The organism is Enterobacter cloacae complex sp. CARB60, from assembly GCF_036487345.1.
Taxonomy (GTDB): Bacteria; Pseudomonadota; Gammaproteobacteria; order Enterobacterales; family Enterobacteriaceae; genus Enterobacter; species Enterobacter asburiae_D.
In genome coordinates this window covers 4,161,616-4,188,343 of sequence record NZ_JAZKLC010000002.1, presented here as the reverse complement: position 1 = coordinate 4,188,343, position 26,728 = coordinate 4,161,616, and the positions used below count along the sequence as shown (strand labels likewise).

The 26,728-nt window shown below is 58.4% G+C and carries 26 protein-coding genes; 19 read left to right on the top strand and 7 right to left on the bottom strand.

Features of this window, described 5'->3' with window-relative positions; all coding sequences use genetic code 11:
• Positions 1–65 precede the first annotated feature (65 nt).
• The 4 genes from ytfR to V4835_RS21135 all read left to right on the top strand — a co-directional run bounded on the left by ytfR (position 66) and on the right by V4835_RS21135 (position 5,257).
• Positions 66–1,568, top strand: coding sequence for a galactofuranose ABC transporter, ATP-binding protein YtfR (gene ytfR / locus V4835_RS21150; RefSeq protein ID WP_331413604.1), 1,503 nt, complete (start codon positions 66–68; stop codon positions 1,566–1,568).
• Between the two features lie 10 nt (positions 1,569–1,578).
• Positions 1,579–2,604: a galactofuranose ABC transporter, ATP-binding protein YtfT gene (ytfT, locus tag V4835_RS21145; RefSeq protein WP_183078921.1), complete on the top strand. Its 1,026-nt coding sequence runs from the start codon at positions 1,579–1,581 to the stop codon at positions 2,602–2,604.
• Positions 2,591–3,592 carry a galactofuranose ABC transporter, permease protein YjfF gene (gene yjfF / locus V4835_RS21140; protein WP_023334296.1) on the top strand — a complete coding sequence of 334 codons (1,002 nt, stop codon included), beginning with the start codon at positions 2,591–2,593 and terminating at the stop codon, positions 3,590–3,592. The genes ytfT and yjfF overlap by 14 nt, the downstream gene beginning before the upstream one ends.
• 93 nt (positions 3,593–3,685) lie before the next feature.
• Complete coding sequence (locus V4835_RS21135; RefSeq protein ID WP_331413601.1) at positions 3,686–5,257, top strand: methyl-accepting chemotaxis protein; 1,572 nt, start codon at positions 3,686–3,688, stop codon at positions 5,255–5,257.
• Here the strand turns inward: V4835_RS21135 and V4835_RS21130 are convergent.
• Together V4835_RS21130 and fbp are read right to left on the bottom strand one after the other, a co-directional pair.
• Positions 5,229–5,585, bottom strand: a complete 357-nt coding sequence (locus V4835_RS21130; protein WP_331413600.1) for a helix-turn-helix domain-containing protein — start codon at positions 5,583–5,585, stop codon at positions 5,229–5,231. The genes V4835_RS21135 and V4835_RS21130 overlap by 29 nt on opposite strands.
• Before the next feature lie 150 nt (positions 5,586–5,735).
• Complete coding sequence (gene fbp, locus V4835_RS21125; protein WP_023310178.1) at positions 5,736–6,734, bottom strand: class 1 fructose-bisphosphatase; 999 nt, start codon at positions 6,732–6,734, stop codon at positions 5,736–5,738.
• Positions 6,735–6,931: 197 nt separating this feature from the next.
• Here fbp and mpl point away from each other — a divergent pair, with 197 nt between their 5' ends.
• Positions 6,932–8,311, top strand: coding sequence for a UDP-N-acetylmuramate:L-alanyl-gamma-D-glutamyl-meso-diaminopimelate ligase (gene mpl, locus V4835_RS21120; RefSeq protein ID WP_331413599.1), 1,380 nt, complete (start codon positions 6,932–6,934; stop codon positions 8,309–8,311).
• 102 nt (positions 8,312–8,413) lie between these two features.
• Here the strand turns inward: mpl and yjgA are convergent, their stop codons facing one another.
• Positions 8,414–8,965: a ribosome biogenesis factor YjgA gene (gene yjgA, locus V4835_RS21115; RefSeq protein WP_063144058.1), complete on the bottom strand. Its 552-nt coding sequence runs from the start codon at positions 8,963–8,965 to the stop codon at positions 8,414–8,416.
• A 95-nt stretch (positions 8,966–9,060) separates the two neighbouring features.
• Here yjgA and pmbA point away from each other — a divergent pair, with 95 nt between their 5' ends.
• The 14 genes from pmbA (at position 9,061) to V4835_RS21045 (ending at position 20,417) form a co-directional block, all read left to right on the top strand.
• Entirely contained in the window at positions 9,061–10,413 is a 1,353-nt protein-coding gene (pmbA, locus tag V4835_RS21110) for a metalloprotease PmbA (RefSeq protein ID WP_331413598.1), read from the top strand.
• A 41-nt stretch (positions 10,414–10,454) separates the two neighbouring features.
• A complete protein-coding gene (gene cybC / locus V4835_RS21105; protein WP_032651443.1) occupies positions 10,455–10,841 on the top strand; it encodes a cytochrome b562 in 387 nt (128 codons plus the stop codon).
• A gap of 316 nt (positions 10,842–11,157) precedes the next feature.
• Positions 11,158–11,496, top strand: coding sequence for a glycine dehydrogenase (locus tag V4835_RS21100; protein WP_025911967.1), 339 nt, complete (start codon positions 11,158–11,160; stop codon positions 11,494–11,496).
• Positions 11,497–11,506: 10 nt separating this feature from the next.
• Positions 11,507–11,869 (top strand): SFCGS family glycine-rich protein, encoded by a 363-nt coding sequence (locus tag V4835_RS21095; RefSeq protein ID WP_010427372.1) that lies wholly within the window; start codon positions 11,507–11,509, stop codon positions 11,867–11,869.
• Between the two features lie 2 nt (positions 11,870–11,871).
• The gene (locus V4835_RS21090) at positions 11,872–12,171 is read left to right on the top strand and encodes a DUF4312 family protein (protein ID WP_006810338.1); all 300 of its coding nucleotides are present in this window, start codon (positions 11,872–11,874) and stop codon (positions 12,169–12,171) included.
• Positions 12,172–12,193: 22 nt separating this feature from the next.
• The gene (locus V4835_RS21085; protein ID WP_331413596.1) at positions 12,194–12,970 is read left to right on the top strand and encodes a DUF4311 domain-containing protein; all 777 of its coding nucleotides are present in this window, start codon (positions 12,194–12,196) and stop codon (positions 12,968–12,970) included.
• A gap of 13 nt (positions 12,971–12,983) precedes the next feature.
• The gene (locus tag V4835_RS21080; RefSeq protein WP_010427370.1) at positions 12,984–13,625 is read left to right on the top strand and encodes a DUF4310 family protein; all 642 of its coding nucleotides are present in this window, start codon (positions 12,984–12,986) and stop codon (positions 13,623–13,625) included.
• 42 nt (positions 13,626–13,667) lie between these two features.
• Positions 13,668–14,801, top strand: coding sequence for an amidohydrolase/deacetylase family metallohydrolase (locus V4835_RS21075; protein WP_331413595.1), 1,134 nt, complete (start codon positions 13,668–13,670; stop codon positions 14,799–14,801).
• Positions 14,785–15,903 (top strand): DgaE family pyridoxal phosphate-dependent ammonia lyase, encoded by a 1,119-nt coding sequence (locus V4835_RS21070; protein WP_331413593.1) that lies wholly within the window; start codon positions 14,785–14,787, stop codon positions 15,901–15,903. The genes V4835_RS21075 and V4835_RS21070 overlap by 17 nt, the downstream gene beginning before the upstream one ends.
• Positions 15,900–16,640: a 2-dehydro-3-deoxy-phosphogluconate aldolase gene (dagF, locus tag V4835_RS21065; RefSeq protein ID WP_023334305.1), complete on the top strand. Its 741-nt coding sequence runs from the start codon at positions 15,900–15,902 to the stop codon at positions 16,638–16,640. The genes V4835_RS21070 and dagF overlap by 4 nt, the downstream gene beginning before the upstream one ends.
• Positions 16,641–16,756: 116 nt before the next feature.
• Positions 16,757–17,893: a lactonase family protein gene (locus V4835_RS21060; protein ID WP_331413591.1), complete on the top strand. Its 1,137-nt coding sequence runs from the start codon at positions 16,757–16,759 to the stop codon at positions 17,891–17,893.
• Between the two features lie 19 nt (positions 17,894–17,912).
• Positions 17,913–19,823 carry a BglG family transcription antiterminator gene (locus V4835_RS21055; RefSeq protein ID WP_331413590.1) on the top strand — a complete coding sequence of 637 codons (1,911 nt, stop codon included), beginning with the start codon at positions 17,913–17,915 and terminating at the stop codon, positions 19,821–19,823.
• Positions 19,824–19,900: 77 nt separating this feature from the next.
• On the top strand, positions 19,901–20,143 hold the full coding sequence (locus tag V4835_RS21050) for a type II toxin-antitoxin system RelB/DinJ family antitoxin (protein WP_063144050.1): 243 nt from the start codon (positions 19,901–19,903) through the stop codon (positions 20,141–20,143).
• Positions 20,133–20,417, top strand: coding sequence for a type II toxin-antitoxin system RelE family toxin (locus V4835_RS21045; RefSeq protein ID WP_331413587.1), 285 nt, complete (start codon positions 20,133–20,135; stop codon positions 20,415–20,417). Before V4835_RS21050 ends, V4835_RS21045 begins: the two co-directional genes overlap by 11 nt.
• A 3-nt stretch (positions 20,418–20,420) precedes the next feature.
• Here the strand turns inward: V4835_RS21045 and nrdG are convergent, their stop codons facing one another.
• The 4 genes from nrdG to treB form a co-directional block, all read right to left on the bottom strand.
• Entirely contained in the window at positions 20,421–20,885 is a 465-nt protein-coding gene (gene nrdG, locus V4835_RS21040; protein WP_331413585.1) for an anaerobic ribonucleoside-triphosphate reductase-activating protein, read from the bottom strand.
• Between the two features lie 128 nt (positions 20,886–21,013).
• Positions 21,014–23,152 carry an anaerobic ribonucleoside-triphosphate reductase gene (gene nrdD, locus V4835_RS21035; RefSeq protein ID WP_331413584.1) on the bottom strand — a complete coding sequence of 713 codons (2,139 nt, stop codon included), beginning with the start codon at positions 23,150–23,152 and terminating at the stop codon, positions 21,014–21,016.
• 376 nt (positions 23,153–23,528) lie between these two features.
• Positions 23,529–25,172 (bottom strand): alpha,alpha-phosphotrehalase, encoded by a 1,644-nt coding sequence (gene treC / locus V4835_RS21030; protein ID WP_331413582.1) that lies wholly within the window; start codon positions 25,170–25,172, stop codon positions 23,529–23,531.
• Positions 25,173–25,223: 51 nt separating this feature from the next.
• Positions 25,224–26,642: a PTS trehalose transporter subunit IIBC gene (gene treB / locus V4835_RS21025; RefSeq protein WP_063144121.1), complete on the bottom strand. Its 1,419-nt coding sequence runs from the start codon at positions 26,640–26,642 to the stop codon at positions 25,224–25,226.
• Positions 26,643–26,728 lie beyond the last annotated feature (86 nt).

Here is a 26,728-nt window from a genome sequence, read left to right as displayed (position 1 = left end):
TCCAGTGAAATTGCCGGGTGGCGCTGCGCTTACCCGGCCTACGGGAACGTGCCGGGGACGTAAATATGAAAACTGAACAACACCAGGAAATCCTCCGCACAGAGGGCTTGAGTAAATTCTTCCCCGGCGTAAAGGCGCTGGATAGCGTTGATTTCAGCCTCCGGCGCGGTGAGATTATGGCGCTGCTGGGCGAGAACGGCGCGGGAAAATCGACGCTGATTAAAGCCCTGACCGGCGTTTATCACGCCGATCGCGGTACCATCTGGCTGGAAGGCAGTGCCATTTCGCCAAAAAATACCGCCCATGCCCAACAGCTGGGGATCGGGACGGTGTACCAGGAAGTGAACCTGCTGCCGAATATGTCGGTGGCGGATAACCTTTTTATTGGCCGCGAGCCACGACGCTTTGGCCTGCTGCGCCGCAAAGAGATGGAGGCGCGGGCGACAAAGCTGATGGAATCGTACGGCTTCTCCCTCGACGTCCGCGAGCCGCTGAACCGCTTTTCCGTGGCGATGCAGCAGATCGTCGCCATTTGTCGCGCGATCGATCTCTCCGCGAAGGTACTCATCCTCGACGAACCCACCGCCAGCCTCGATACCCAGGAAGTAGAAATGCTCTTTACCCTGATGCGCCAGCTGCGCGATCAGGGCGTGAGCCTTATCTTCGTTACGCACTTCCTCGATCAGGTCTACGAGGTGAGCGATCGCATTACGGTGCTGCGCAACGGCAGCTTTGTCGGCTGCCGCGAAACCCGCGAGCTGCGGCAGATCGAGCTGGTCAAAATGATGCTGGGCCGTGAGCTGGAAACTAACGCCCTTCAGCGCGCAGGGCGCACGCTGCTGAGCGAGAAACCGGTCGCCGCCTTCAGCGATTACGGCAGGAAAGGGGTGATCTCGCCGTTTAACCTTGAGGTTCGCCCGGGCGAAATTGTCGGGCTGGCGGGCCTGCTGGGCTCCGGCCGGACCGAAACCGCCGAGGTGATCTTTGGGATCAAGCCTGCGGACAGCGGCAGCGCGCTGATCAAGGGCAAACCGCAAACCCTGCGATCGCCGCATCAGGCCTCGTGTCTTGGCGTCGGCTTCTGCCCGGAAGACCGAAAAACGGACGGTATTATTGCCGCCGCCTCGGTGCGGGAAAATATCATTCTGGCGCTGCAGGCGCAGCGCGGCTGGTTAAGGCCTATCCCACGAAAAGAGCAGAACGCCATAGCCGAACGCTTCATCCGCCAGCTCGGCATCCGCACCCCGAGCGCGGAACAGCCTATCGAGTTTCTTTCCGGCGGCAACCAGCAGAAGGTTCTCCTCTCGCGCTGGCTGCTGACCAAACCGCAGTTCCTGATCCTCGACGAACCAACCCGCGGCATTGACGTGGGGGCGCACGCTGAAATTATTCGGCTTATCGAAACGCTGTGCGCGGACGGTCTGGCGCTGCTGGTCATTTCGTCCGAGCTGGAAGAGCTGGTGGGCTATGCCGATCGCGTCATCATCATGCGCGATCGCAAGCAGGTGGCAGAGATCCCGCTGGATAAGCTGTCCGTTCCGGCAATCATGAATGCCATCGCGGCATAAGGAGTGAATCGTGATGCCCCGTTCACTTTCGCAAACCGGTGAGTCAAAGCGCCGCTTCAGCTGGCCGACCGGCACGCCGCAAATCGCGGCGCTGCTGGTGGTACTGCTGGTGGATAGCCTCGTCGCGCCGCATTTCTTCCAGATTATCGTGCAGGATGGCCGCCTGTTTGGCAGCCCTATTGATATTTTAAACCGTGCCGCACCCGTGGCGTTGCTGGCCATCGGGATGACGCTGGTCATCGCCACCGGCGGGATTGACCTCTCCGTCGGCGCGGTGATGGCTATCGCCGGGGCTACGGCCGCCTCCATGACCGTGGCCGGACACAGCCTGCCGGTGGTCCTGCTGGCGGCCTTAGGCACCGGCGTGCTGGCCGGATTATGGAACGGTATTCTGGTGGCGGTGCTGAAAATTCAGCCCTTTGTCGCCACCCTGATTTTAATGGTGGCCGGGCGCGGCGTGGCGCAGCTGATTACCTCCGGACAGATCGTCACCTTTAACTCTCCGAGCCTGGCGTGGCTCGGTAGCGGCAACCTTCTGTTCTTCCCGACGCCGGTGATTATTGCCCTGGCCACGCTCGTTGTCTTCTGGCTCTTCACCCGCAAAACGGCGCTGGGGATGTTCATTGAGGCCGTCGGGATCAACATCCGCGCCGCGCGCAACGCCGGGGTCAACACCCGCTTGATGGTGATGCTGACCTACGTGCTGAGCGGCGTGTGCGCCGCCATCGCCGGGGTCATCGTCGCGGCGGATATTCGCGGGGCCGATGCCAACAACGCGGGACTCTGGCTTGAGCTGGACGCGATCCTCGCGGTAGTGATCGGCGGCGGATCGCTGATGGGCGGGCGCTTTAACCTGCTGCTCTCGGTGATTGGCGCGCTGATCATTCAGGGCATGAACACCGGGATCCTGCTTTCGGGATTCCAGCCAGAGCTCAACCAGGTGGTGAAAGCGGTGGTCGTGCTCTGCGTGCTGATCGTCCAGTCGCCGCGCTTTGTCAGCATCATTAAGGGGATCCGTGGCCATGATAAAACGTAATTTACCGCTAATGATCACGCTGGGCGTGTTTGTGCTGGGCTATCTCTACTGTCTGACGCAGTTCCCCGGTTTTGCCTCGACGCGCGTGATTTGCAATATCCTGACCGATAACGCCTTTTTAGGCATCATCGCCGTCGGGATGACCTTTGTGATCCTCTCCGGCGGGATCGATCTCTCCGTCGGGTCGGTGATCGCGTTTACGGGCGTGTTCCTCGCGAAGGCGATCGGCTTCTGGGGGATCTCTCCGCTGGTGGCGTTTCCGCTGGTGCTGGCGATGGGCTGCGCGTTTGGTGCCTTTATGGGGCTGCTGATCGACGCGCTGAAAATCCCGGCGTTTATCATTACCCTCGCGGGAATGTTCTTCCTGCGCGGGGTGAGCTATCTGGTGTCGGAAGAGTCGATTCCGATTAACCACCCCATTTACGACACGCTCTCCAGCCTGGCGTGGAAAATTCCCGGCGGCGGCCGCCTGAGCGCGATGGGGCTGCTGATGCTGGGCGTGGTCGTGATTGGCATCTTCCTCGCCCATCGTACCCGGTTTGGCAATCAGGTTTACGCCATCGGCGGTAACGCCACGTCGGCAAACCTGATGGGGATCTCAACCCGCAGCACCACCATCCGCATCTATATGCTCTCGACCGGCCTGGCGACGCTGGCGGGTATCGTCTTCTCGGTGTATACCCAGGCGGGCTACGCGCTGGCAGGGGTAGGGGTCGAGCTGGATGCCATTGCTTCAGTGGTGATTGGCGGCACGCTGCTCAGCGGCGGCGTTGGGACGGTGCTGGGGACGCTGTTCGGCGTGGCGATCCAGGGGCTGATCCAGACCTACATTAACTTCGACGGCACGCTCAGCTCCTGGTGGACGAAAATCGCCATCGGCATTCTGCTGTTTATTTTTATTGCCCTGCAGCGCGGTCTGACGGTGCTCTGGGAGAACCGTCAAAGCTCGCCTGTTACCCGTGTAAACACATCGGTAACAGAGCGATAACACGCTGAATTTGCTTAAAGTCTAAACATTTTCCGGTAGCGGCCGATACTCTTTTTTTATGCCCAGAAATATCTCGCTACCGGAAATAATATCATGCTTAAAACGCTATCGATTCGTACCGGCTTGCTCTCTTTACTGGCCGTTATGACCCTTCTGCTGCTGATTGTCAGCGGCATTGGCATTTATGCCCTCACACAGAGTTCTTCTTCACTGCAGCGTATTAATCACCTTCAGGGTGAGCAGATGGTGCAGCTTAATTCAGGCTATACGCTGATCCTGCGCGCGCGCAATGAGGCGGGCCAGGCCGTCCGCATGATGGAAATCGGCATGCTGGACGATGCGGCCAAAGCGGTAAAAAACATCAATCAGGAAGTTGCCCTGGCCCAGAAAACGCTGAAAGGCGTGATCGACGGCGGCGTGGCTGACGAGCAGGGGCAACAGCTGCTCGATAAAGTGGCGGCCAGCCTGGCGACTTACAGCCAGCAGGGGATCAACCCGATGCTGAAAACCCTGAATGACCAGAGCGCGGACGGATATTACGATCTGCTGGAGAAGACGCTGATTCCGGTGGCGAAGCAGTTTGATAACGATATGCAGGCATTTCAGAAATGGAGCGAAGCGCGTGGTCAGGCGGAAGTGAGTGCCGTGCAGGCGAGTAAAACCCGCGTACTGATCCTGATTATCGTCGCAGCGCTGCTGACGGCGGGCATTATCGTACTCGCCTGGCTGGTGCTGCGCCATATGCTGCTCAAGCCGCTCTCGGCCTCTATTGCACAACTGGAGAACGTGGCGGCGGGGGATTTAACCCATACGCTGAATGCCCCCGCGAGCCAGGAGTTTAACCGCCTCAACGCGGTGATAGAGGAGATGCGACAGTCGCTGATGAACTCGGTTATGCGGGTACGCGATGCCAGCGCGCAAATTGACACCGGTAGCCGCGAGCTGACGCTGGGAAACCGCGATCTTGCCGAGCGTACGGAATCCACCGCCACGTCGCTTGAGCAGACGGCGGCCAGCATGGAACAGATCACCGCCACGGTGAAGCTCAACGCCGATAACGCCGAGCAGGCGCACCAGCTGGCGAAGTCGGTGTCCGACACGGCCGATCACGGCAGCGAGATGGTCTGCTACGTGATTGAAAAAATGCGCGATATCTCCGGCAGCTCGGCGCGCATCGCCGACATCCTGAGCGTGATCGACGGTATTGCTTTCCAGACCAATATCCTGGCGCTTAACGCCTCCGTGGAAGCGGCGCGCGCGGGCGAGCAGGGGCGCGGGTTTGCCGTCGTCGCGGGCGAAGTGCGAAACCTTGCCAGCCGCAGCGCCGACGCGGCGAAAGAGATCCGAACGCTTATCAGCGATTCGCAGACCCACGTTAACGAGGGCAGCGATCTGGCCCAGCAGGCTGGCGAAACGATGGACGAGATCGCAACAGAAGTGCTGCGCATGACCAAACTGATGCGCGAGATTGCGACCGCGTCCCAGGAGCAGAGCCGCGGCATTGAGCAGGTGAATATTGCGGTAAACCAGATGGACGAAACCGCGCAGCAGAATGCGGCGCTGGTGCAGCAATCCTCCGCCGCGACCCGATCCCTTGAGGAGCAGTCGCGTCAGCTGATGGAAGCCATGTCATCATTCAAAGTGACGACTCAGACCGCTGCATAATATTACCCAGCCCCGGTACGTTCTGTGTCGGGGTTTTATTTCTCTCGGAATTAACTGCCCCAATATTATCGTGAATTTCACCCATTAATATTTCCAGCGAACTGGTTAAAGCTAACGCTTTTTCCGTCGGTTCAAGATATAAACCTTTACGGAAAAATAACGGCTCATCAAAGAGTTGATTAAAACGCTTTAATGCCAGACTCACCGCGGGGCGGGACATCTCCAGACGCAAAGAGGCCTTTGCCATGCTGCCGCAGCGGACGATTTCAATAAATACAGGGATAAGATTTAAATCAATGCCGGTATTAGCACGGGAATAATTTTTCATTGCGATTCTGCTCCACGAAATATCTGTCAAACTGTTATGGAAATAATGCAGGAGCAGTGGTGAATATTAAAGCATGTTTTTTATAAACACTTATACGGTAAAATATATAAATGACCAGGGGAGCCAGAACGGCTCCCCTGAAGAGAGGTATTACGCGTCCGGATACTCACGGATAAAACGTTCAACGTCTTCAACCATGTGGTTGTTACCGACGAAGAATGAACGGCGCTGGTGAAGGCTTTCCGGCACGATATCCAGAATACGCTCTTTACCGTCGCTTGCCTTGCCGCCCGCCTGTTCGGCGAGGAACGCCATCGGGTTGCACTCGTACAGCAGACGCAGTTTCCCGTCCGGGTGGCTGGCGGTGCTTGGGTAGAGGTAGATACCGCCTTTCAGCAGGTTACGGTGGAAATCCGCGACCAGAGAGCCAATATAGCGGGACGTGTAAGGGCGCTGAGTCGCTTTATCTTCTTCCTGGCAGAATTTAATGTACTTCTTCACGCCGTTCGGGAATCGGATGTAGTTGCCTTCGTTGATGGAGTAGGTGTTGCCCTTCTCCGGGAAGCGCATGCGTTCCTGGCTCAGGCAGAAAACGCCCAGTGAAGGATCGTACGTAAAGGCGTGAACCCCGCACCCGGTGGTATACACCAGCATGGTGGAGGAGCCATAAACGACGTAACCGGCAGCAACCTGATTAATGCCCGGCTGCAGGAAATCTTCTTCGGTTACCGGCGTGCCAACAGGCGTGACGCGGCGGTAGATGGAGAAAATGGTACCGACAGAAACGTTAACGTCGATGTTTGAGGAACCGTCGAGCGGATCCATCAGAACAACGTATTTCGCGTGTTCACACCCTTCGAAAACAACAATCTCATCTTCTTCTTCGGAGGCGATACCCGCAACGATGTCGCGCGCGCGCAGTGCAGCTTTCAATTTTTCATTTGCGAACAGATCGAGTTTCTGTTGAACCTCGCCCTGAACGTTCTCGGCACCGCTGGCACCCAGGATATCGACCAGACCGGCCTTGTTGATATCACGGTGGATGATCTTAGCGCCCAGCTTTATTGCCGACAGCAAAGCAGTGAGTTCACCGGTAGCATGAGAGAACTCGTGCTGCTTTTCGACAATAAATTCACCTAACGTTTTCATAACACTTTCCCTGCATCTTTGTGAGTAGAGCGATTGTATGTTCACTAAAACGACTAAAGCCCAACAATCTTAACAAATATTCAAATAGTAGCGCAGAGGTGAATCGCGCCAGCAGGATACGGATTTTCCTGAAATGCGTTTCACACCCGCTGACATGTGAGTAAAATGTGCGCCACATTGAAGAAGGATAGTGACGTATGCGCATTCATATATTGGGGATTTGTGGCACTTTCATGGGCGGACTGGCAATGCTGGCGCGCTCGCTGGGCCACGAAGTGACAGGTTCGGACGCCAATGTGTATCCGCCAATGAGCACGCTTCTGGAGAAACAGGGCATCTCGTTAATTCAGGGCTACGATGCCAGCCAGCTGGATCCCGAGCCGGACCTGGTGATCATCGGCAACGCCATGACCCGCGGCAATCCGTGCGTCGAGGCGGCACTGGAACGCAATATTCCGTTCATGTCCGGCCCGCAGTGGCTGCATGACTTCGTCCTGCGTGACCGCTGGGTGGTTGCCGTTGCCGGTACCCATGGCAAAACCACGACCGCGGGCATGGCAACCTGGATCCTCGAAGCCTGCGGCTACAAGCCGGGCTTCGTGATTGGCGGCGTACCGGGTAATTTCGACGTTTCTGCGCGTCTGGGTGACAGCCCGTTCTTTGTGATCGAAGCCGATGAATACGACTGCGCGTTCTTCGACAAGCGCTCCAAGTTCGTGCATTACTGCCCGCGCACGCTGATCCTCAACAACCTTGAGTTCGACCACGCGGATATTTTTGACGACCTGAAAGCGATTCAGAAACAGTTCCACCACCTGGTGCGCATCGTGCCGGGCCAGGGGCGCATCATCCTGCCGGAGAACGACATCAACCTGAAGCAGACTCTGGCGATGGGCTGCTGGAGCGAGCAGGAGCTGGTGGGCGAGCAGGGCCACTGGCAGGCGAAGAAACTCAACGCCGATGCCTCCGAGTGGGAAGTGCTGCTCGACGGTGAAAAGGTGGGTGAGGTGAAGTGGGGCCTGGTGGGCGAGCACAACATGCACAACGGCCTGATGGCCATTGCTGCGGCGCGTCACGTGGGCGTACTGCCTGCGGATGCGGCCAATGCGCTGGGCTCGTTTATCAATGCCCGCCGCCGTCTGGAACTGCGCGGTGAAGCCCACGGCGTTACCGTATATGACGATTTCGCGCACCACCCAACGGCTATTCTGGCAACGCTTGCCGCCCTGCGTGGCAAGGTCGGCGGCACTGCCCGCATTCTGGCAGTGCTGGAACCGCGCTCGAACACCATGAAGATGGGTATCTGCAAAGACGATCTCGCGCCGTCGTTAGGACGCGCCGACGAGGTCTTCCTGCTGCAGCCGCAGCATATTCCGTGGCAGGTGGCCGAAGTGGCCGATGCCTGCATTCAGCCTGCGCACTGGAGTGCGGATGTGGATGCGCTCGCGGATATGGTGGTGAAAGCCGCTCAGCCCGGTGACCACATTCTGGTGATGAGCAACGGCGGTTTTGGTGGGATCCATCAGAAGCTGCTGGACGGTCTGGCGAAGAAAGCGGAAGCGGCAGCCGCAGAGTAAAAAAAAGCCCGGTGGCGCTAGCGCTTACCGGGCCTACATTTTGCACGACCTTGTAGGCCGGATAAGGCGTTTACGCCGCCATCCGGCGCAAAACCGCACGGATTACTCTTCGTTCTCAGACAGCTCGCGCAGATACTGGAAAATCAGGCGCGCAGACTTCGGCGGCTTATTCCCTTCTTTCTCTTTCTTCGCGTTGCGGATCAAGGAACGCAGCTGCTGGCGGTCGGCATCCGGCCACAGGTTCAGCACTTCCGGTACCGCATCATCACCCTGTTCAATCAGGCGATCGCGGATCTGCTCAAGCTTGTGGAAAAACGCAACCTGCTGGTTGTGGCGGTTTTTCAGCTTGTCCAGCGCCTGGCGGATCGGTTCAACGTCGCGCTGACGCAGCATTTTCCCGATAAGCTGAAGCTGGCGACGACGGCCTTCTTTTTTGATTTTCTGTGCCAGTTCAATGGCATCACGCAGATCCTGGTCGAGCGGGATCTTGTCCAGCGCGTTTTTACCCAGTTCTACCATTTCTGCGCCAAGCTGTTTTAACTCTTCGGCGTCACGTTTAATTTCACTTTTACTGACCCAGATGATCTCATCATCTTCGTCTTCGATGTCATCACCGGGAACGTCGTCGAGCCAGTCTTCGGGCTGCTTAGTCATGTCAGGCTCCTTAAAAAAAGAGGCTAATGTTACCAGTTAAGACGCGCACTGAAAAACGGTTCTCTGTTAGACTTCAGATAACTCTCTCTTACAGTATGGCATTTGCGATGAAAGTAACCTCACAAGTTGAAGCGCAGCGTAAGATTCTTGAAGAAGCCGTCTCCACCGCGCTGATGCTTGCTTCAGAAAAATCAGATGGCGCCGAAGTGGCGGTCAGCAAAACCACCGGCATCAGCGTGAGCACCCGCTATGGTGAAGTGGAGAACGTCGAATTCAACAGCGATGGCGCGCTTGGGGTCACGGTGTATCACCAGAATCGCAAAGGCAGCGCGTCATCCACCGATCTCAGCCCGGATGCCATTGCCCGTACGGTGCAGGCGGCGCTGGATATCGCCCGCTATACCTCCCCGGATCCTTACGCAGGCGTGGCGGATAAAGACCTGCTGGCGTTTGATGCGCCGGATCTCGATCTTTTCCACCCGGCGGAAGTGACCCCGGACGAAGCGATCGAACTGGCCGCGCGCGCCGAGCAGGCTTCCCTGCAGGCTGATAAGCGCATCACCAATACCGAAGGCGGCAGCTTCAACAGCCACTACGGCATCAAAGTCTTCGGCAACAGCCACGGGATGCTGCAGGGCTACTGCTCCACCCGCCATTCGCTCTCCAGCTGCGTCATCGCCGAAGAAAACGGTGACATGGAGCGCGACTACGCCTACACCATTGGCCGCGCGCTGGGGGACTTGCAGTCTCCTGAGTGGGTGGGGAAAGAGTGTGCCGAGCGCACGCTGTCTCGCCTGTCGCCGCGCAAACTCTCCACCATGAAGGCTCCGGTCATTTTTGCCAACGAAGTGGCGACCGGCCTGTTTGGCCATCTGGTCGGCGCGATTGCAGGCGGCTCGGTTTACCGTAAATCGACCTTCCTGCTCGACTCGCTGGGCAAGCAAATCCTGCCTGAATGGCTGACCATCGAAGAGCATCCGCACCTGCTGAAAGGGCTGGCCTCCACGCCGTTCGACAGCGAAGGCGTACGCACCGAACGTCGCGATATCATCAAAGACGGTATTCTGACCCAGTGGCTGCTGACCAACTACTCCGCGCGCAAGCTGGGGCTGAAAAGTACCGGACACGCGGGCGGCATCCACAACTGGCGCATTGCCGGACAGGGCCTGAACTTTGAGCAGATGCTGAAAGAGATGGGCACCGGCCTGGTCGTAACGGAACTGATGGGCCAGGGCGTAAGCGGCATCACCGGCGACTACTCTCGCGGCGCGGCGGGCTTCTGGGTAGAAAACGGCGAAATCCAGTATCCGGTAAGCGAAATTACGATTGCGGGTAACCTGAAGGACATGTGGCGCAATATCGTTACGGTCGGTAACGATATTGAAACACGTAGCAATATACAGTGTGGTTCTGTACTTCTGCCGGAAATGAAAATCGCCGGCCAGTAATACCCGTAAAGGCGTTTTAATAATAAAAAAGGAAGTGAGCAATGCGTAAACACCTGTTAGCGATCGTCGCGGCTTCAACGCTGGTTCTTGGATCTTCTGCGTTTGCTGCCGATCTTGAAGACGACATGGGCATCCTCGGTCAAAACCTGAAGGTGGTGCAGAAGACGGACAATGCGGCTGAAATGAAAGACGCGCTGACCAAAATGCGTGAAGCGGCGCTGGACGCGCAAAAAGCGACGCCTCCGAAGCTGGAAAGCAAAGCGGCAGACAGCGCAGAGATGAAAGACTATCGTCACGGCTTTGACGTGCTGGTCGGCCAGATCGACGGCGCGCTGAAGCTGGCTAACGAAGGCAAAGTGAAGGAAGCCCAGGCGGCGGCCGAGCAGTTTGCGACGACCCGCAACACGTATCACCAGAAATACCGTTAACCGATCGCGCATCTGACAAACAATCAGCGGGGGCCAGTGGCCCCCGTTTTTTTTACGCGGTAATAAGTAAACCCTATCGCCATCACATTTTTGCGTCACCACGCCTGAATGTTTTCGTTTCCCCGGCGCGCGTTTTGCCGCTGGAATACGTGATATTCATCACGTAAATACCGCGATTAATCCAGATTCACCGCATTTATGTGGCACAGATCACTGCCGCGGCTCGCCTTTCCACTTCGAAGTGGAAAACAACTCGCTACAAACAATTCCCCCCCAACGTTAGTTTTATTCCAGAGCCATTAACGGGGTAAGACCAGTGATTAACGGAGCGGTAATGAACGACGTTGGGGAACAGGCGGAGCAAACAGAACAGCTCGCGAACACCATGCTGCAGCAGGTTTATGCCCTGCTGGCCCGGAACAACATCATCCCCAATGCGGTACAGGAGCAGATGCTCACTTCCCACGTGCGCGCAATGGCGCACCGGTCCGTGACCGGCGAGCCGCTGCCGGAGGTTGAAGCAGAGCTGTTTGACGAAATTTCACCGGATTCAATGCGGCTCGCCCGTGAAGTGGTCGCGCAGTTTGGCAATCTTCCTGATGAAGAAGCCTGGCTGCTCTCCGTTCACTTTGAAGTCGCGAAAGACAACCTTTAAGGAGCAACACATGGAACAGATTACAGTCGTGATTGGCGATCGCCTGGGTAAAGGTCAGAAAGTGGCTGCCGGTGTGGAAAAAGCAGGTGGACGCGCGGTGGTTGTGCCGGGCATGGCGGCGGATATGAAGCTGGGCGACATGATGAAGGCGGAGAACGCCACCTTCGGCATCTCCTTCTGCGGCAGCGGCGGCGCGGGTGCCATCACTGCCCAAACTAAATATGGCTACAAGGCCAAATACGGCATGCGTTCCGTGGAAGAGGGCGTGACCGCCATCAACGAAGGCTGCAACGTGCTGGGCTTTGGCTTTATGGATAAAGAAGAGCTGGGCGAGCGTCTGGTACAGGCGTGGCAGAAGAAATACGGCGCATAAGCATGAAAGAACAGTTCACAACCACGGTGAGAGTGAAGGGCAAAGGCGACGCCAAAGCGCGCGCCTTTGCCGACGCGCTCAACCACGTTCAGGCCGCGGTGATGAAAGCCTCACCGCATATCTTACTGCGTATTGAGCCACAGGATGTGCAGGTCGTTCAGGCGCAAGAAGCGGTGCGTAAAGAAGCCTTTCTGTTCTTCTTTCTGCGCCGGGAAAGACGCACCTACAGCGTGGAGCTGGATGTGACCGTCAACGTGACCGCTATCAATCTTGACCAGGTGGATTTCGTCACGCAACGCTGATTATTCATAAAAGGGCAGACTGATGTTCTTAATTATATTAATAAAATCGCTCATCATTGGCGGCCTGGTTGGCGTCGGTGTCGGAGCCGGGGCTGCACGCATGTTTCATGCGCCTACCACACAGGGTATGGGCGCGTTTCGTACGTTGGGGGAACTGAACTCCTGTGAAGGGGATCCGGCATCCCACTTCTCCTTTGGGTTAGGTTTCTTCTTTAACGCCTGGGCCTCTTCCGTGGCCGCAGGGGCTTTCACACAGGACGTTGACCACCGCATCATCCCGAACTGGGGTGCTGCTGCACTGATGATCAAGAACCGTAACGTCGGCGAAACGCTGCACGACCCGCGCAAAATGGCGATTGCCTGCGGCCTGATCGGCATGGTTGTCGTGACCTTCCTGAACCTGACCGCCTCCTCCGTGCCGGCTGCGCTTCAGGTCACCGCCGTGAAGGTGCTGGTGCCGGCGGCAAACCTGCTGGTCAACACCGTGATGCCGGTGATCTTCTGGCTGGCGGCCATTGACGCGGGTAAAAAATCGGGCTTCTGGGCCACCATCTTTGGCGGCGCGGCGCAGCTGATCATGGGCAACGCCGTACCGGGCCTGGTGCTGGGGATCCTGATCGGTAAAGGCGTGGAAGAGAGCGGCTGGAACCACGTCACCAAAGTGATGATGGCGGCGATCGTTCTGCTTTTCGTGCTGAGCGGCTTCTTCCGCGGCTTCGACATGAAGATGATCGAATCCTTCCATCTGACCGTGCCGAACTGGCTCGACATGATCCACAACTCGCTCAGCGGTAAATAACAGGAGCCTCTAAATGGAACAGAATAAAGGTTTTTGGTATGCCGACTGGTCGTTCCCGATCTTCGTTGGCCTGCTCTCCTCCGGCGTCTTTGCCGGGACGCACATGTACTACCTCTACGGCATCGGCGCGTTTAACGAAGTGGCCTTCGTGGCGATGCTGAAAGCGGGGATGGATACCGGCGTCTACGGCGCGGTGGCGGCGTTCGGCGCGAGCTTCCTGTTCGCCCGTATTATCGAAGGGTCGCTGGTCGGTATTCTTGATATCGGCGGTGCGATCCAGACCGGCGTGGGCCTCGGCGTTCCGGCGCTGCTGCTGGGCGCGGGCATCATGTTCCCGGTGACCAACTTCATTGCCGCGCTGATTACCGGCCTGGTGATTGGTCTGGCTATTGGCTACGTCATCATCCTGGCGCGTAAGTTCACCATCAACCAGAGCAACTCTACCTACGGTGCAGACGTGATGATGGGCGCGGGTAACGCCTCCGGCCGCTTCCTCGGGCCGTTGATTATCCTCAGCGCCATGACCGCCTCCATTCCTATCGGCGTCGGTTCCCTGCTGGGGGCGCTGGTGTTCTACATCTGGCAAAAGCCGATTACCGGTGGCGCCATTCTCGGCGCAATGCTGTTGGGCTGGCTGTTCCCGGTCGCCCTTTAATACCCGCGGGCGCTCAGGCGCCCGCCTTATCAGGAGATCCTCATGTTTGATTTACTCCTGCGCCGTGCGCGCCTTGCCGACGATACCCTGACCGATATCGCCATTCAGGACGGGAAGATCGCGGCGCTGGGCGACATTGACGCCCCCGCGCATAAAACGGTTGAGCTGAACGGCGACGTGTTCGTCAGCGCAGGCTGGATTGACTCCCACGTTCACTGCTACCCGAATTCCCCGATTTACCACGACGAGCCGGACAGCGTGGGCATTGCCACCGGCGTGACCTCCGTGGTGGACGCGGGCAGCACCGGCGCCGACGACGTGGACGATTTCTATGAAATCACCCGTAAAGCGACAACGGACGTCTTTGCCCTGCTGAATATCTCCCGCGTGGGGCTGATCGCCCAGAACGAGCTGGCCAACATGGCGAATATTGACGCCGACGCGGTGAAGCAGGCGGTGAAGCGCCACCCTGATTTTATCGTCGGCCTGAAGGCGCGCATGAGCAGCAGCGTGGTCGGTGAAAACGGCATTACGCCGCTGGAGCGCGCCAAGGCCATTCAGAAAGAGAACGGCGACCTGCCGCTGATGGTGCACATTGGCAACAACCCGCCGAACCTCGACGAAATTGCCGAGCTGCTGAGCTCCGGCGACATCATCACCCACTGCTACAACGGCAAACCCAACCGCATTCTGACGCCCTCCGGCGAGCTGCGCGCCTCCATTACCTCCGCCCTGAAGCGCGGCGTGCGTCTGGACGTCGGCCACGGTACGGCGAGCTTCAGCTTTGAGGTGGCGAAACGCGCCATCGCGATGGGCATTCTGCCGCACACCATCAGCTCGGATATCTACTGCCGCAACCGCATCAACGGCCCGGTCGGCTCGCTGGCAAGCGTGATGTCGAAATTCCTCGCCATCGGCATGTCGCTGCCGCAGGTGATTGACTGCGTGACCGCGAACGCCGCCGACGGCCTGCGCCTGGCGCGCAAGGGCCGCATTCAGCCGGGTCTCGACGCCGACCTGACGCTATTTACGCTTAAGCGCCAGCCGACGGTGCTGACGGATGCCGAAAACGACAGCCTGCAGGCTGAACACATTCTGGTGCCGCTTGCCGCGATCCGCGTGGGCAAGGGCTACATGACCGAACAAGGGAGCACGGAACATGCCTTCGATTTATGAGAAGTACAACTTAAAGCAGGTGATCAATACCTCTGGCCGCATGACGGCGCTGGGGGTCTCCACGCCGCGCCCGGAAGTGGTGCAGGCGGCGATGGACGGCATGAATCACTATTTCGAGATGAAGGATCTGGTCAACAAAACCGGGGAATACATCGCGAAGCTGCTGGATGTGGAAGGCGCGACGGTAGTTTCCTGCGCGTCGGCGGGCATTGCCCAGTCCGTGGCTGCGGTGCTGGTGAAAGACAGCGACTGGCTGCTGGAAAACCTGCACGTGACCCCGATTGAGAACAACGAAATCGTCCTGCCGAAAGGCCACAACGTGAACTTTGGCGCGCCGGTGGGCACCATGGTGGCGCTGGGCGGCGGCAAGCTGGTGGAGGCGGGCTACGCCAACGAATGCTCCGCCGATCAGCTGGCGGCGGCGATCGGCCCGCGCACCGCGGCGATCCTTTACATCAAATCGCACCACTGCGTGCAGAAAAGCATGCTCAGCGTCGAGCAGGCGGCGGTCGTGGCGCGCAAGCACGATCTCCCGCTGATCGTCGATGCGGCGGCGGAAGAAGATCTGCATACCTATTACCGTTCCGGTGCCGATCTGGTGATCTACAGCGGCGCAAAAGCCATTGAAGGGCCAACCAGCGGGCTGGTGATCGGCAAAACCCAGTACGTCGAGTGGGTGAAGCGCCAGACGGCGGGCATTGGCCGCGCGATGAAGGTGGGCAAAGAGGGCATTCTTGGCCTGACCTGCGCCATCGAACACTACCTGACGGCGACCAAAGAGAGCGGGGCCGAGATGGTGGCGAAGATGACGCCGTTTATCGAGGCGCTCAACACCCTGAACGGCGTGACCGCGCGCGTGGTCTGGGACAGCGCCGGTCGCGATATCGCCCGCACCGAGATTAAGTTCGACGAAGCCGCAACGGGCATCGGCACGGGCGATCTGGTGGCGAAGCTGAAACAGGGCGAATACGCCATTTACTTCCGTGGCTACAAGGCCAACGAAGGGATTATCGAGGCGGACGTGCGCAGCGTGAACGCAGACCAGCTGAACATTGTGTACCGCCGCATTAGCGAAGTATTAGGACAGGAGAAAAAAGCATGAAACTGACCCCCAACTTTTACCGTGACCGCGTCTGCCTGAACGTGCTGGCAGGATCGAAAGCCAACGCCAGCGCCATTTACGAGGCGGCGGAAGGTCACGTGCTGGTGGGCGTGCTCTCCAAAAATTACCCGGACGTGGCGAGCGCCGTCGCCGATATGCGCGAATACGCCGCGCTGATTGATAACGCGCTCTCCGTAGGCCTCGGCGCGGGGGATCCGAACCAGTCAGCGATGGTGAGCGAAATCTCCCGTCAGGTGCAGCCGCAGCACGTTAACCAGGTCTTCACCGGCGTGGCCACCAGCCGCGCGCTGCTGGGGCAGAACGACTCCGTGGTGAACGGTCTGGTCTCTCCGACCGGCACCGTCGGGATGGTCAAGATCTCTACCGGACCGCTGAGCAGCGCCGCGCCTGACGGCATCGTACCGGTAGAAACCGCGATTGCCCTGCTGAAGGATTTCGGCGGCAGCTCCATCAAATACTTCCCGATGGGCGGCCTGAAGTGCCGTGACGAGTACAAAGCGGTAGCGGAAGCCTGCGCCCGTCACGACTTCTGGCTGGAGCCGACCGGAGGTATCGATCTGGAAAACTATGAGGAGATCCTGCAGATCGCCCTCGATGCGGGCGTGAGCAAAATCATCCCGCATATCTATAGCTCGATTATCGACAAAGCCAGCGGCGATACGCGCCCGGAAGACGTGCGTACGCTGCTGGCGATGACGAAGAAGCTGGTGAAGTAAAACCTGCCCCTCACCCTAACCCTCTCCCAAAGGGAGAGGGAACCTTTACCCCCCTCTCCCTTTGGGAGAGGGCCGGGGTGAGGGGAAACACACCGCACACACCTGAAGGAGCCACCATGCACACCCGTACCCTGCTTGTTGCTTCACTCTCAATGTTCGCCACCACCGCCATCGCCCAGACGCAGTACGCCTGGGTGGGCACCTACAACCCCAACGGCGAAGGGCTGTACCGCTTTACCGTTGACCCGCAAAGCGGCGCGCTGGGGAATAAAACGCTGGTGAGCAAGCTGCCGAACGCCGCGCAGCTGGCCGTCTCGCACGACGGCAAAACGCTCTATCTGGCAAGCGAAGTCGAGCAGGGCGTGGTGCAGGCGCTGCGGGTGGGGGATAACGGCGCGCTGAGCGAGCTGAATCAGGTGGCCTCCGGCGGCGCGGGGCCGGTTTATCTTTCCCTGACGCCGAACGGTCGCCATCTTCTGGTGGCAAACTACGTCAGCGGATCGATCGCAGTGCTGCCCGTTAACGCAGACGGCAGCCTGGGGGACGCCACGGACACACATCAGGATCAAGGTGAACCGGGCGCGGCGAAGCCGGAAGCGGCAGCGGAGGGCAGCTTTGCCATCAGCGATCATAACGGCCCCCACGCGCACATGATCGCCGCCGATCCGAGCGGGAAATACGTCTTTTCCACCGATCTTGGGCTGGATCGCCTCTACCAGTACCGTTTTGACGATCGAACAGGGAAGCTGGCGCCGAACGATCCGCCGTTTATCAGCGCCTCCTCAAAAGGCGCCGGGCCGCGCCACTTTGTCTTTACGCCAAAAGGCGATGCCCTGTGGCTGATTAACGAAGAGGCGTCTACGCTCACCCGTTATACCGTGAGCGCCAACGGCACCTTAAAAGAGGGCAAAACGCTTTCCGCCCTGCCGGAAGGTTACAAAGGCACCAGCTTTGCTGCCGGGCTTGCATTAAGCGCCGACGGTAAACAGCTGTATGTGGCTAACCGTTTGCATAACAGCATCGGGCACTTTACCGTAACAGCGGAAGGAACGCTGACCCATCAGGACGATATCTGGACGCGCGGCGACTATCCGCGCACCCTGACGCTTGATAAGCAGGGTCGCTGGCTGTACGTCATGAACCAGCGCAGCGACAACATTACCTGTTTCCGCGTCGGTCAGGACGGCAAGCTCAGCTTCGAACCGGACTACACCCCGGTCGGCAGCCCATCCCAGATGGTCATTTCACCTTAAGCCGTAAGAGGACAAACCCGTGCGATTTCCGAACCAACGTTTAGCGCAACTGTTCGATCTGTTGCAAAACGAGACGCTGCCGCAGGACGAGCTGGCGCAGCGGCTGTCGGTCTCCACGCGAACCGTCCGTGCTGATATCACCGCCCTGAACGCGCTGCTGGCCAGCCACGGCGCGCAGTTTATATTGAGCCGGGGCAACGGCTATCAGCTTAAAATTGATGATGCCCAGCGCTACCAGCAGCTACAGGCCTCCCACCCGCGCGCGCTGCGTATTCCCCGGACCGGGCCGGAGCGCGTGCATTATCTGGTGGTGCGTTTTCTCACCTCGGCATTTTCTCTTAAGCTCGATGATCTGGCGGACGAGTGGTTCGTCAGCCGCGCCACGCTGCAAAGCGACATGGCGGAAGTCCGCGAGTGGTTCCACCGCTATAACCTGACGCTGGAAACGCGTCCGCGCCACGGCATGAAGCTGTTTGGCAGCGAGATGTCGACCCGCGCGTGCCTGACCGATCTGCTCTGGGAGCTGGCTCAGCAGGACAGCCTGAACCCGCTGGTGACCGACGTGGCGCTGAATGCGGGCGTGGCGGAGCAGATGGTGCCCGTGCTGCACGAGGCGCTGACGCGTCATCACATCCGTCTGACCGATGAAGGCGAGCTGTTCCTGCGCCTGTACTGCGCGGTGTCGGTGCGGCGCATCAGCGAGGGCTATCCGCTGCCGGAATTCCACGCCGAAGACGTGGAAGAGAACGTGCGCGAGGCGGCAAAAGATATCGCCGTTACCATCCAGCAGCTGGCGGGCAAAGCGCTTTCGCCTTCGGAGGAGAGCTGGCTGTGCGTGCACATTGCGGCGCGGCAGATCCAGGAGATTGCCCCGAGCGCCATTAACGCCGATGACGACGAAGCGCTGGTCAACTACATCCTGCGCTACATCAACACCCACTATAACTACAACCTGCTTAGCGACGCGCAGCTGCACGCGGACCTGCTTACGCACATCAAAACCATGATCACCCGCGTGCGGTATCAAATCATGATCCCCAATCCGCTGCTGGATAACATCAAGCAGCACTACCCGATGGCGTGGGATATGACCCTCGCGGCGGTGTCGAGCTGGGGAAAATACACGCCGTATGTGATCAGCGAAAACGAGATTGGCTTCCTGGTGCTGCATATCGGCGTCGGGCTGGAGCGCCACTACAACATCGGCTACCAGCGCCAGCCGCGCGTGCTGCTGGTGTGCGACGCCGGTAATGCCATGGTCCGCATGATTGAGGCGGTACTGCAGCGTAAATACCCGCAAATTGAGGTCACGCGCACGCTCACCCTGCGCGAGTACGAGCTGGCGGAAACGATTGGCGAAGACTTTGTGATCGCCACCGCCCGCGTCAGCGAAAAGTCGAAACCGGTGGTGACGATCGCCCCATTCCCGACCGACTATCAGTTAGAGCAGATCGGCAAGCTGGTGCTGGTGGACCGCACCCGCCCGTGGATGCTGGATAAATACTTCGACGCGGCCCATTTCCGCATCATCGACAAGCCCGTTGATCAGCAAACGCTGTTCCGGGAACTGTGCGCGCAGCTTGAAGGCGAGGGGTTTGTCGGCGCGGAGTTCCTGGATTCGGTCGTCGAGCGTGAAGCCATCGTCAGCACCATGCTCGGCGACGGTATTGCGCTCCCGCACTCCCTCGGCCTGCTGGCGCAGAAAACGGTAGTCTATACCGTACTCGCTCCGCACGGCGTCCAGTGGGGCGACGAAACCGCGCACGTCATCTTCCTGCTCGCCATCAGCAAAAGCGAATACGAAGAGGCGATGGCGATTTACGATATCTTCGTCACCTTCCTGCGCGAACGGGCGATGTCGCGGCTGTGTAGCTGCGGAGATTTTGCCGAGTTTAAGGCGGTGGCAATGGAGAGTTTGAGCCGTTTTTGAGAAGCGTTATCCATAATTCGATGTAATGCGAATGTAATGCTAAGCTGCATTACACATTCGATTTTACCGGAGGCATAATGGCCACGCTGAACGTCCGACTGGATGACAAACTCAAAAACGAGGCTTATGCCGTGCTGGAAAAACTTAATATCACCCCAACGGAAGCCGTGCGATTACTGTTTCAGTACGTCGCGGAGACGGGACGCATGCCCGTGAAAACGGTCACCATTAGCGACAGTGAAGATGAACTGATACAGGCAGTCCGGGATCGGCTGGCTAATCCGCAAAAGGGAATCAAGGTTAGTCTGGATGACTTATGAACTGGCATTTGATCCGAGGGCGTTAAAGGAGTGGAGCAAGCTAGGGGAAACTGTAAAAGACCAGTTTAAGAAGAAACTTGCGGGCGTATTGGTGAACCCCAGGGTTGAATCGGCCCGCCTGCATGGTCTACCGGATTGCTACAAAATAAAACTCAGATCCCAGGGTTATCGTTTGGTCTATCAGGTTCAGGATAACGTTGTAACGGTATTTGTTATCGCTATCGGTAAGAGAGAGAAAGCAGCCGTTTATCATGATGCAAACAAACGGCTCTAACGATCAACGCAGATGATGCACAACCTGGTTACTGCTGCCGCGCCAAATCAGCGCAGGGTCTTTTAAATCCTGCACGAACTTGCCGTCGACCAGGACGTTAATCAGATCCACCACTTCCATTTGCTGCGCGTTCAGCTCTTCCAGCCTGTAGCCCGTCCAGACCCAGATATCTTTTCCCGCACACTCTGCCCGAATGCGCTTCACCAGCTTCAGGATATCCGGCACGTTTTGCGGGTGCAGCGGATCGCCGCCGGAGAGGGAAATCCCCTGGCGTTTGATGCGCGTGTCGTTCAGGTCGTTAATGATCCTGTCTTCCATCTCAGCGGTAAACGGCATGCCGGAGTTCAGACGCCAGGTGCTTTTGTTGTAGCAGCCGGGGCACTCATGAACGCAGCCTGAGACGAACAGGGTGCAGCGGGTGCCGGGACCGTTGACGATGTCGACGGGGTAGTATTGATGGTATCGCATAGAAAATGTCCAGAGAATGTGTGCGCGCTGATGCCCTCACCCCGGCCCTCTCCCACAGGGAGAGGGGGAGGAGTTCCCTCTCCCTTGAGGGAGAGGGGTAGGGTGAGGGGGAGAACCCTGCGCAGAACTTACCCGATCTGCCCATTCCCCAAATGCTTCACGCGGCGCTTCACCTCTTCCTGCTTGCCGGCGTTAAACGGACGCGCGTCCGGGCTGCCGAGATAGCCGCATACGCGACGGGTCACGGAGACGCGGGCCGCGTCGTGGTTACCGCATTTCGGGCAGGTAAAGCCTTTGCTCGTACACTCGAACTCACCGGTAAAGCCGCACTCGTAGCACTCGTCGATTGGCGTGTTGGTTCCGTAATACGGCACGTGCTGATAGCTGTAATCCCACACGTCTTCCAGCGCCTTCAGGTTGTGCTGAATGTTCGGGTACTCGCCGTAGCAGATAAAGCCGCCGCTGGCGATCGGCGGATAGGCCGCTTCGAAGTCGATCTTGTCGTACGGGTTCACCTTTTTCTCCACGTCGAGGTGGAAGCTGTTGGTGTAATACCCTTTGTCGGTCACGCCTTCCACAATCCCGAACTCGGCGGTGTCCAGACGGCAGAAGCGGTCGCACAGGTTCTCGCTCGGCGTACTGTAGAGGCTAAACCCGTAGCCGGTTTCCTCTTTCCACTGGTCAACCGCGTCGCGCAGGCGCTGAACGATGGCGATGCCTTTTTCGCGCAGGGCCTCGCTGTCGTACATATGCGTATCGCCCGCCAATGCGTTGATGGTCTCGTGAATGCCGATATAGCCCAGCGAAATGGACGCGCGACCGTTTTTGAAGATCTCCGACACGTCATCGTCCGCCTTCAGGCGCACGCCGCAGGCCCCTTCCATATAGAGGATCGGCGCGACGCGGGCCTTGACCCCTTCAAGGCGCGCAATACGGGTCATCAGCGCTTTGCGCGCCAGCTGCAGACGCTCGTCCAGCAGCGTCCAGAATTCAGCCTCATTACCTTTCGCCTCCAGCGCGATGCGCGGCAGGTTCAGGCTGATGACGCCCAGGTTGTTACGCCCGTCGTGGATCTGCTCGCCGTTTTCATCTTCGTACACGCCGAGGAAGCTGCGGCAGCCCATAGGCGTTTTAAACGAACCGGTCACTTTGACGACCTGATCGTAGTTCAGGATGTCCGGGTACATACGCTTGCTCGCGCACTCCAGCGCCAGCTGTTTGATGTCGTAGTTCGGATCGCCAAACTTGTGGTTCAGACCGTCGCGGATGGCGAACACCAGTTTCGGGAACACCGCCGTTTTGCGGTTCTTGCCGAGGCCGGAAATACGGTTGCGCAGGATGGACTGCTGGATCAGGCGTGATTCCCAGCTGGTGCCCAGGCCAAAACCGAAGGTCACAAACGGCGTCTGGCCGTTGGCGGTGTGCAGCGTGTTCACTTCATATTCCAGCGACTGGAAGGCGTCGTAGCACTCTTTTTCGGTGCGGGAGTGCGCGTAGCCGTCAGCGTCCGGGATCTGCCACTCTTCGGCCGTTTTACGATGCTTGTTGAAGCTGGCCGTCACGAACGGGGCCAGCACTTCATCAATGCGGTTAATCGTGGTACCGCCATAAATGTGGCTGGCGACCTGAGCGATAATCTGCGCGGTGACGGCGGTGGCCGTGGAGATCGACTTAGGCCGTTCAATCTCGGCGTTACCCATTTTAAAACCGTGGGTCAGCATGCCTTTCAGGTCGATCAGCATGCAGTTGAACATCGGGAAGAACGGCGAATAGTCGAGATCGTGGTAGTGAATTTCACCGCGCTCGTGCGCCGATACCACGTCGCGCGGCAGCAGGTGCTGACGGGCATAGTGTTTGGCGACGATACCGGCCAGCAGGTCGCGCTGGGTCGGGATCACTTTACTGTCTTTGTTGGCGTTTTCATTGAGCAGGGCGGAGTTGGTCTGCTCCACCAGGCCACGGATCTCCTGGTTCAGACGACCGCGCTTCTCACGCTGCACGTCACGATCGTGACGGTACTCAATGTAGGCGCGCGCCAGCTGCTTGTAAGGCCCCGCCATCAGCTGGTTCTCAACCGCGGTCTGGATCTCATTGATATCGACCTGGCTGCGTTCGTTCATCTGACTGCTAACGACTTCTGCGACGGTGGCGCAGTAATCTGCGTCATCGACTCCCGCTGCTTTAGCTGCACGCAGAATGGCTTCCTGGATGCGCTCTGATTTAAACGGCACTTTACAGCCATCACGTTTCATCACATGCGGTGTCATGATCACTCCATTTTTTGAAAACAGGTTATCCACAGAGGTGGAGAAGTATTCACCGGGCGTATTCCCCGCCGGGCCAAAGACTTCCCGCGTTCCCAGCTCGTGTTATCCACAATTCCGGCCAGCGTAAGCGCCGTCTTGTTGTTGGAATAGTAGACGATAAATACAAGATGTTGGGTCGGCGTGCATTTTAAGTGCTACATATAGTGATTTGCATCAAACATGTTTGCGATTTATTTGATGCAGAACAAAGTAAAAAGACGAGAGTACAAACGGCGGGCGCTTCAGCGATTGTAAAGGCGTACGAGAAAAATCTGATTAATTATTCAACAAAAACAGTAAAATAAGCCGGGTGCTGGGCGGCACCCGGCAGGGAGCGTTACTGCTGCAACCACCAGACGGCTTCAAACGGACGGAGCGACGTCGTTTGCGGTGCCGGGTAGTTACTCATCAGCACCTGCGGCTTATCGCTGAGAGCGTCTGTCTGCCATTCCTGAGGCGTATGGCTTAGGTTTGCCACCACTATCAGCGTCTGCCCCTGCCACTGACGACGGTAGCACCACAGGGAAGGATGTTCCGGCAGGAGGTCTTCATAATCCCCCCACGTCAGCACCGGCAGGGTTTTGCGCAGGCTAATCAGCGACTGGTAGGTGTAGAACACCGAATCCGGGTCGTCCAGCGCCGCGCGGGCGTTCACCGTTTCGTAGTTGTCGCAGACGCCAATCCACGGCTCGCCCTCGGTAAAGCCCGCATTGTGCGATGCGTCCCACTGCATTGGGGTTCGCCCGTTATCGCGTGACTTACTCGCCAGAATCGCCAGCAGTTCATCCGGCTCGCGGCCGCTGGCGCGCAGTTCGGCGAACATGTTCAGGCTCTCCACGTCGCGATAGTCGGTGATGCGGCTGAAGTGCGGGTTAGTCATCCCCAGCTCTTCGCCCTGATAGATATACGGCGTGCCCTGCATGCCGTGCAGCACCATGCCGAGCATCTTCGCGGCATGAACGCGGTATTCGCCTTCGTCACCAAAGCGCGACACGATGCGCGGCTGATCGTGGTTACACCAGAACAGCGCGTTCCACGCTTTGTTGTGCATCCCCTGCTGCCAGTGGCGGAAGAGGGTTTTCAGCGCCACGAAGTCCGGCTTGGCCTTCGTCCACTTTTCGCCGCCGGGGTAGTCCACCTTCAGATGATGGAAGTTAAAGGTCATCGACAGCTCGCTTCCGTCGAGCGACGCGTACTGCTGGCAGTTCTCCAGCGAGGTCGAGGACATCTCGCCCACCGTCATCAGGTTGCGCGGGGTGAAAACGTCGCGGCTCATCTCCTGCAGATATTCGTGAACGCGCGGCCCGTCCGTGTAGAAGCGGCGGCCGTCTCCGATGTTGTCGTCCGGGAAATCCTGGTCTTTTGAAATCAGGTTAATCACGTCCAGACGCAGGCCGTCCACGCCGCGATCGGCCCAGAACTCGCACACCTTTTTCAGCTCGGCGCGCACTTCAGGGTTTTCCCAGTTGAGGTCCGCCTGCTCCGGCGCAAACAGGTGCAGGTAATACTGCTCGCTCTCGGCGTGCCAGCGCCAGGCGTTGCCGCCAAACTTGGAGCGCCAGTTGTTGGGAAGCTGCTCCGGCGTGCCGTCGCGCCAGATGTAGAACTGGCGGTACGGGCTCGCTTTGTTCAGCGACTCGCGGAACCAGGCGTGCTGCGTAGAGGTGTGGTTAAACACCATGTCCAGCACGATGCGGATGCCGCGCTCGTGCGCCCGGGCAATCAGCTCGTCGAAATCATCCAGCGTGCCGCAGGACGGGTCGATGGCGGTGTAATTTGCCACGTCGTAGCCGTTATCCACCTGCGGGGAGATATAAAACGGCGTCAGCCAGATGGCGTCAATGCCGAGGGTTTTCAGGTAGTCCAGGCGCTGCGTCACGCCGCGCAGATCGCCGGTGCCGCTGCCGGTGGTGTCCTGGAAACTCTTTGGGTAAATCTGATAGATGACGCCGTTCTGCCACCAGTGAGGGAGAGTATTCATAATGCGTTCCTGCAAATGCGAAGGGGCGCAACTGCGCCCCGAAAGAGAGAATTAAACAATCTGCAGCGAGCCCTGACGGAACTTGCGCTGGTAAACCACGGTGGTGAGCGCCATTGGGACGATAATCGCGATGGCCATCGCCAGGGCAAACACCTGCCAGTAAGCGGGCTGGATGGAGAGAATGCCCGGCAGGCCGCCGACGCCAATCCCGTTCGCCATCACACCGTTCAGACCGCACACCAGGCCCGCCAGACCGGAACCGATCATCGCGCAGAGCATCGGGAAGCGGTATTTCAGGTTGATACCGTACATCGCCGGTTCGGTGACACCGAGGTAGGCGGAGATGGCCGCCGGAACGGAGATCTCACGCTCGTTGTGCTTACGGCTGACGATGATGATGCCGGTCACCGCAGAGGCCTGTGCAATGTTAGACAGGGCGATAATCGGCCAGACCGGCGTGCCGCCGAGGCTCTGGATCATCTGCATATCAATGGCCAGCGTGGTCTGGTGTACGCCGGTGATCACCAGCGGGGCATACAGGAAGCCGAACAGCGCGGCACCGATTGGCGCGAAGCTGCCTGTCATCAGGTGACGCACCGCGAAGGCCACGCCGTCGCCAATCATGCGGCCAAACGGACCGATAAAGGCGTGTGCCAGGAACACGGCAATAATCAGCGAGCAGACCGGCACCACCACCAGATAGAGGTAATCCGGCACGATGCGCTTCAGGCGCGTTTCAATAAAGCCCAGCGCCAGACCGGCCAGAAGTGCCGGAATAACCTGCGCCTGATAGCCCACTTTGGCGATGGTAAACAGGCCGAAGTTCCACACCTCAGGCACCTGCTGACCAAGTAAGTAAGCGTTCATTAACTGCGGAGAGACCAGCGTGACGCCCAGTACGATACCGAGAATCGGCGTACCGCCCATTTTGCGCACCGCGGACCAGCAAATCCCGACCGGCAGATAGAAGAAGATCGCTTCGCCAATCAGCCACAGGAAGTCGTAGATGCTTTGCAGCGCCGGGTACATCTGCGCCAGCGTTTTGCCGTCGCTCATCGGCACATCGCCGATGACGTTACGGAAGCCTAAGATTAAGCCCCCGCTGATCAGCGCCGGCAGCAGCGGGAAGAAGATCTCCGCGAAGTGCGAAATCAGCTGCTCGTGCCACTTCATATTCTGGCGCGCGGCCTTCTTCGCCTGCTCTTTATCGGCGGAGGAGTGCCCGGTTGTCGCCAGCAGAGCCTGATAGTAATCGCCCACTTCGGTACCAATAACGACCTGGAACTGACCGGCGTTGGTAAAGCAGCCTTTGACCATGGAAAGTTCTTCAATGGCCTTCGGGTTGGCTTTGGCCGGATCGTTCAGCACGAAGCGCAGGCGGGTGATGCAATGGCTGACGGTGGCGATGTTCTCGCGGCCGCCGACCAAGACAATCAACTGATCAATATCTGCTTGTTTAACTTTACTCATCATGAAACCTCATGACAGATGGTGAGGGGGTGTAATGACCTGAGCGCAAGCCTACTCCTTCAGCGTGACGGCGAAAATGGGAACGT

Coding starts and splice junctions, on each gene's coding strand:
- ytfR (WP_331413604.1), top strand. CDS start 66: ATGAAAACTGAACAACACCAGGAAATCCTCCGCACAGAGGGCTTGAGT.
- yjfF (WP_023334296.1), top strand. CDS start 2,591: ATGATAAAACGTAATTTACCGCTAATGATCACGCTGGGCGTGTTTGTG.
- V4835_RS21135 (WP_331413601.1), top strand. CDS start 3,686: ATGCTTAAAACGCTATCGATTCGTACCGGCTTGCTCTCTTTACTGGCC.
- V4835_RS21130 (WP_331413600.1), bottom strand. CDS start 5,585: ATGAAAAATTATTCCCGTGCTAATACCGGCATTGATTTAAATCTTATC.
- fbp (WP_023310178.1), bottom strand. CDS start 6,734: ATGAAAACGTTAGGTGAATTTATTGTCGAAAAGCAGCACGAGTTCTCT.
- mpl (WP_331413599.1), top strand. CDS start 6,932: ATGCGCATTCATATATTGGGGATTTGTGGCACTTTCATGGGCGGACTG.
- yjgA (WP_063144058.1), bottom strand. CDS start 8,965: ATGACTAAGCAGCCCGAAGACTGGCTCGACGACGTTCCCGGTGATGAC.
- pmbA (WP_331413598.1), top strand. CDS start 9,061: ATGGCATTTGCGATGAAAGTAACCTCACAAGTTGAAGCGCAGCGTAAG.
- cybC (WP_032651443.1), top strand. CDS start 10,455: ATGCGTAAACACCTGTTAGCGATCGTCGCGGCTTCAACGCTGGTTCTT.
- V4835_RS21095 (WP_010427372.1), top strand. CDS start 11,507: ATGGAACAGATTACAGTCGTGATTGGCGATCGCCTGGGTAAAGGTCAG.
- V4835_RS21090 (WP_006810338.1), top strand. CDS start 11,872: ATGAAAGAACAGTTCACAACCACGGTGAGAGTGAAGGGCAAAGGCGAC.
- V4835_RS21085 (WP_331413596.1), top strand. CDS start 12,194: ATGTTCTTAATTATATTAATAAAATCGCTCATCATTGGCGGCCTGGTT.
- V4835_RS21080 (WP_010427370.1), top strand. CDS start 12,984: ATGGAACAGAATAAAGGTTTTTGGTATGCCGACTGGTCGTTCCCGATC.
- V4835_RS21075 (WP_331413595.1), top strand. CDS start 13,668: ATGTTTGATTTACTCCTGCGCCGTGCGCGCCTTGCCGACGATACCCTG.
- V4835_RS21070 (WP_331413593.1), top strand. CDS start 14,785: ATGCCTTCGATTTATGAGAAGTACAACTTAAAGCAGGTGATCAATACC.
- dagF (WP_023334305.1), top strand. CDS start 15,900: ATGAAACTGACCCCCAACTTTTACCGTGACCGCGTCTGCCTGAACGTG.
- V4835_RS21060 (WP_331413591.1), top strand. CDS start 16,757: ATGCACACCCGTACCCTGCTTGTTGCTTCACTCTCAATGTTCGCCACC.
- V4835_RS21050 (WP_063144050.1), top strand. CDS start 19,901: ATGGCCACGCTGAACGTCCGACTGGATGACAAACTCAAAAACGAGGCT.
- V4835_RS21045 (WP_331413587.1), top strand. CDS start 20,133: ATGACTTATGAACTGGCATTTGATCCGAGGGCGTTAAAGGAGTGGAGC.
- nrdG (WP_331413585.1), bottom strand. CDS start 20,885: ATGCGATACCATCAATACTACCCCGTCGACATCGTCAACGGTCCCGGC.
- nrdD (WP_331413584.1), bottom strand. CDS start 23,152: ATGACACCGCATGTGATGAAACGTGATGGCTGTAAAGTGCCGTTTAAA.
- treC (WP_331413582.1), bottom strand. CDS start 25,172: ATGAATACTCTCCCTCACTGGTGGCAGAACGGCGTCATCTATCAGATT.
- treB (WP_063144121.1), bottom strand. CDS start 26,642: ATGAGTAAAGTTAAACAAGCAGATATTGATCAGTTGATTGTCTTGGTC.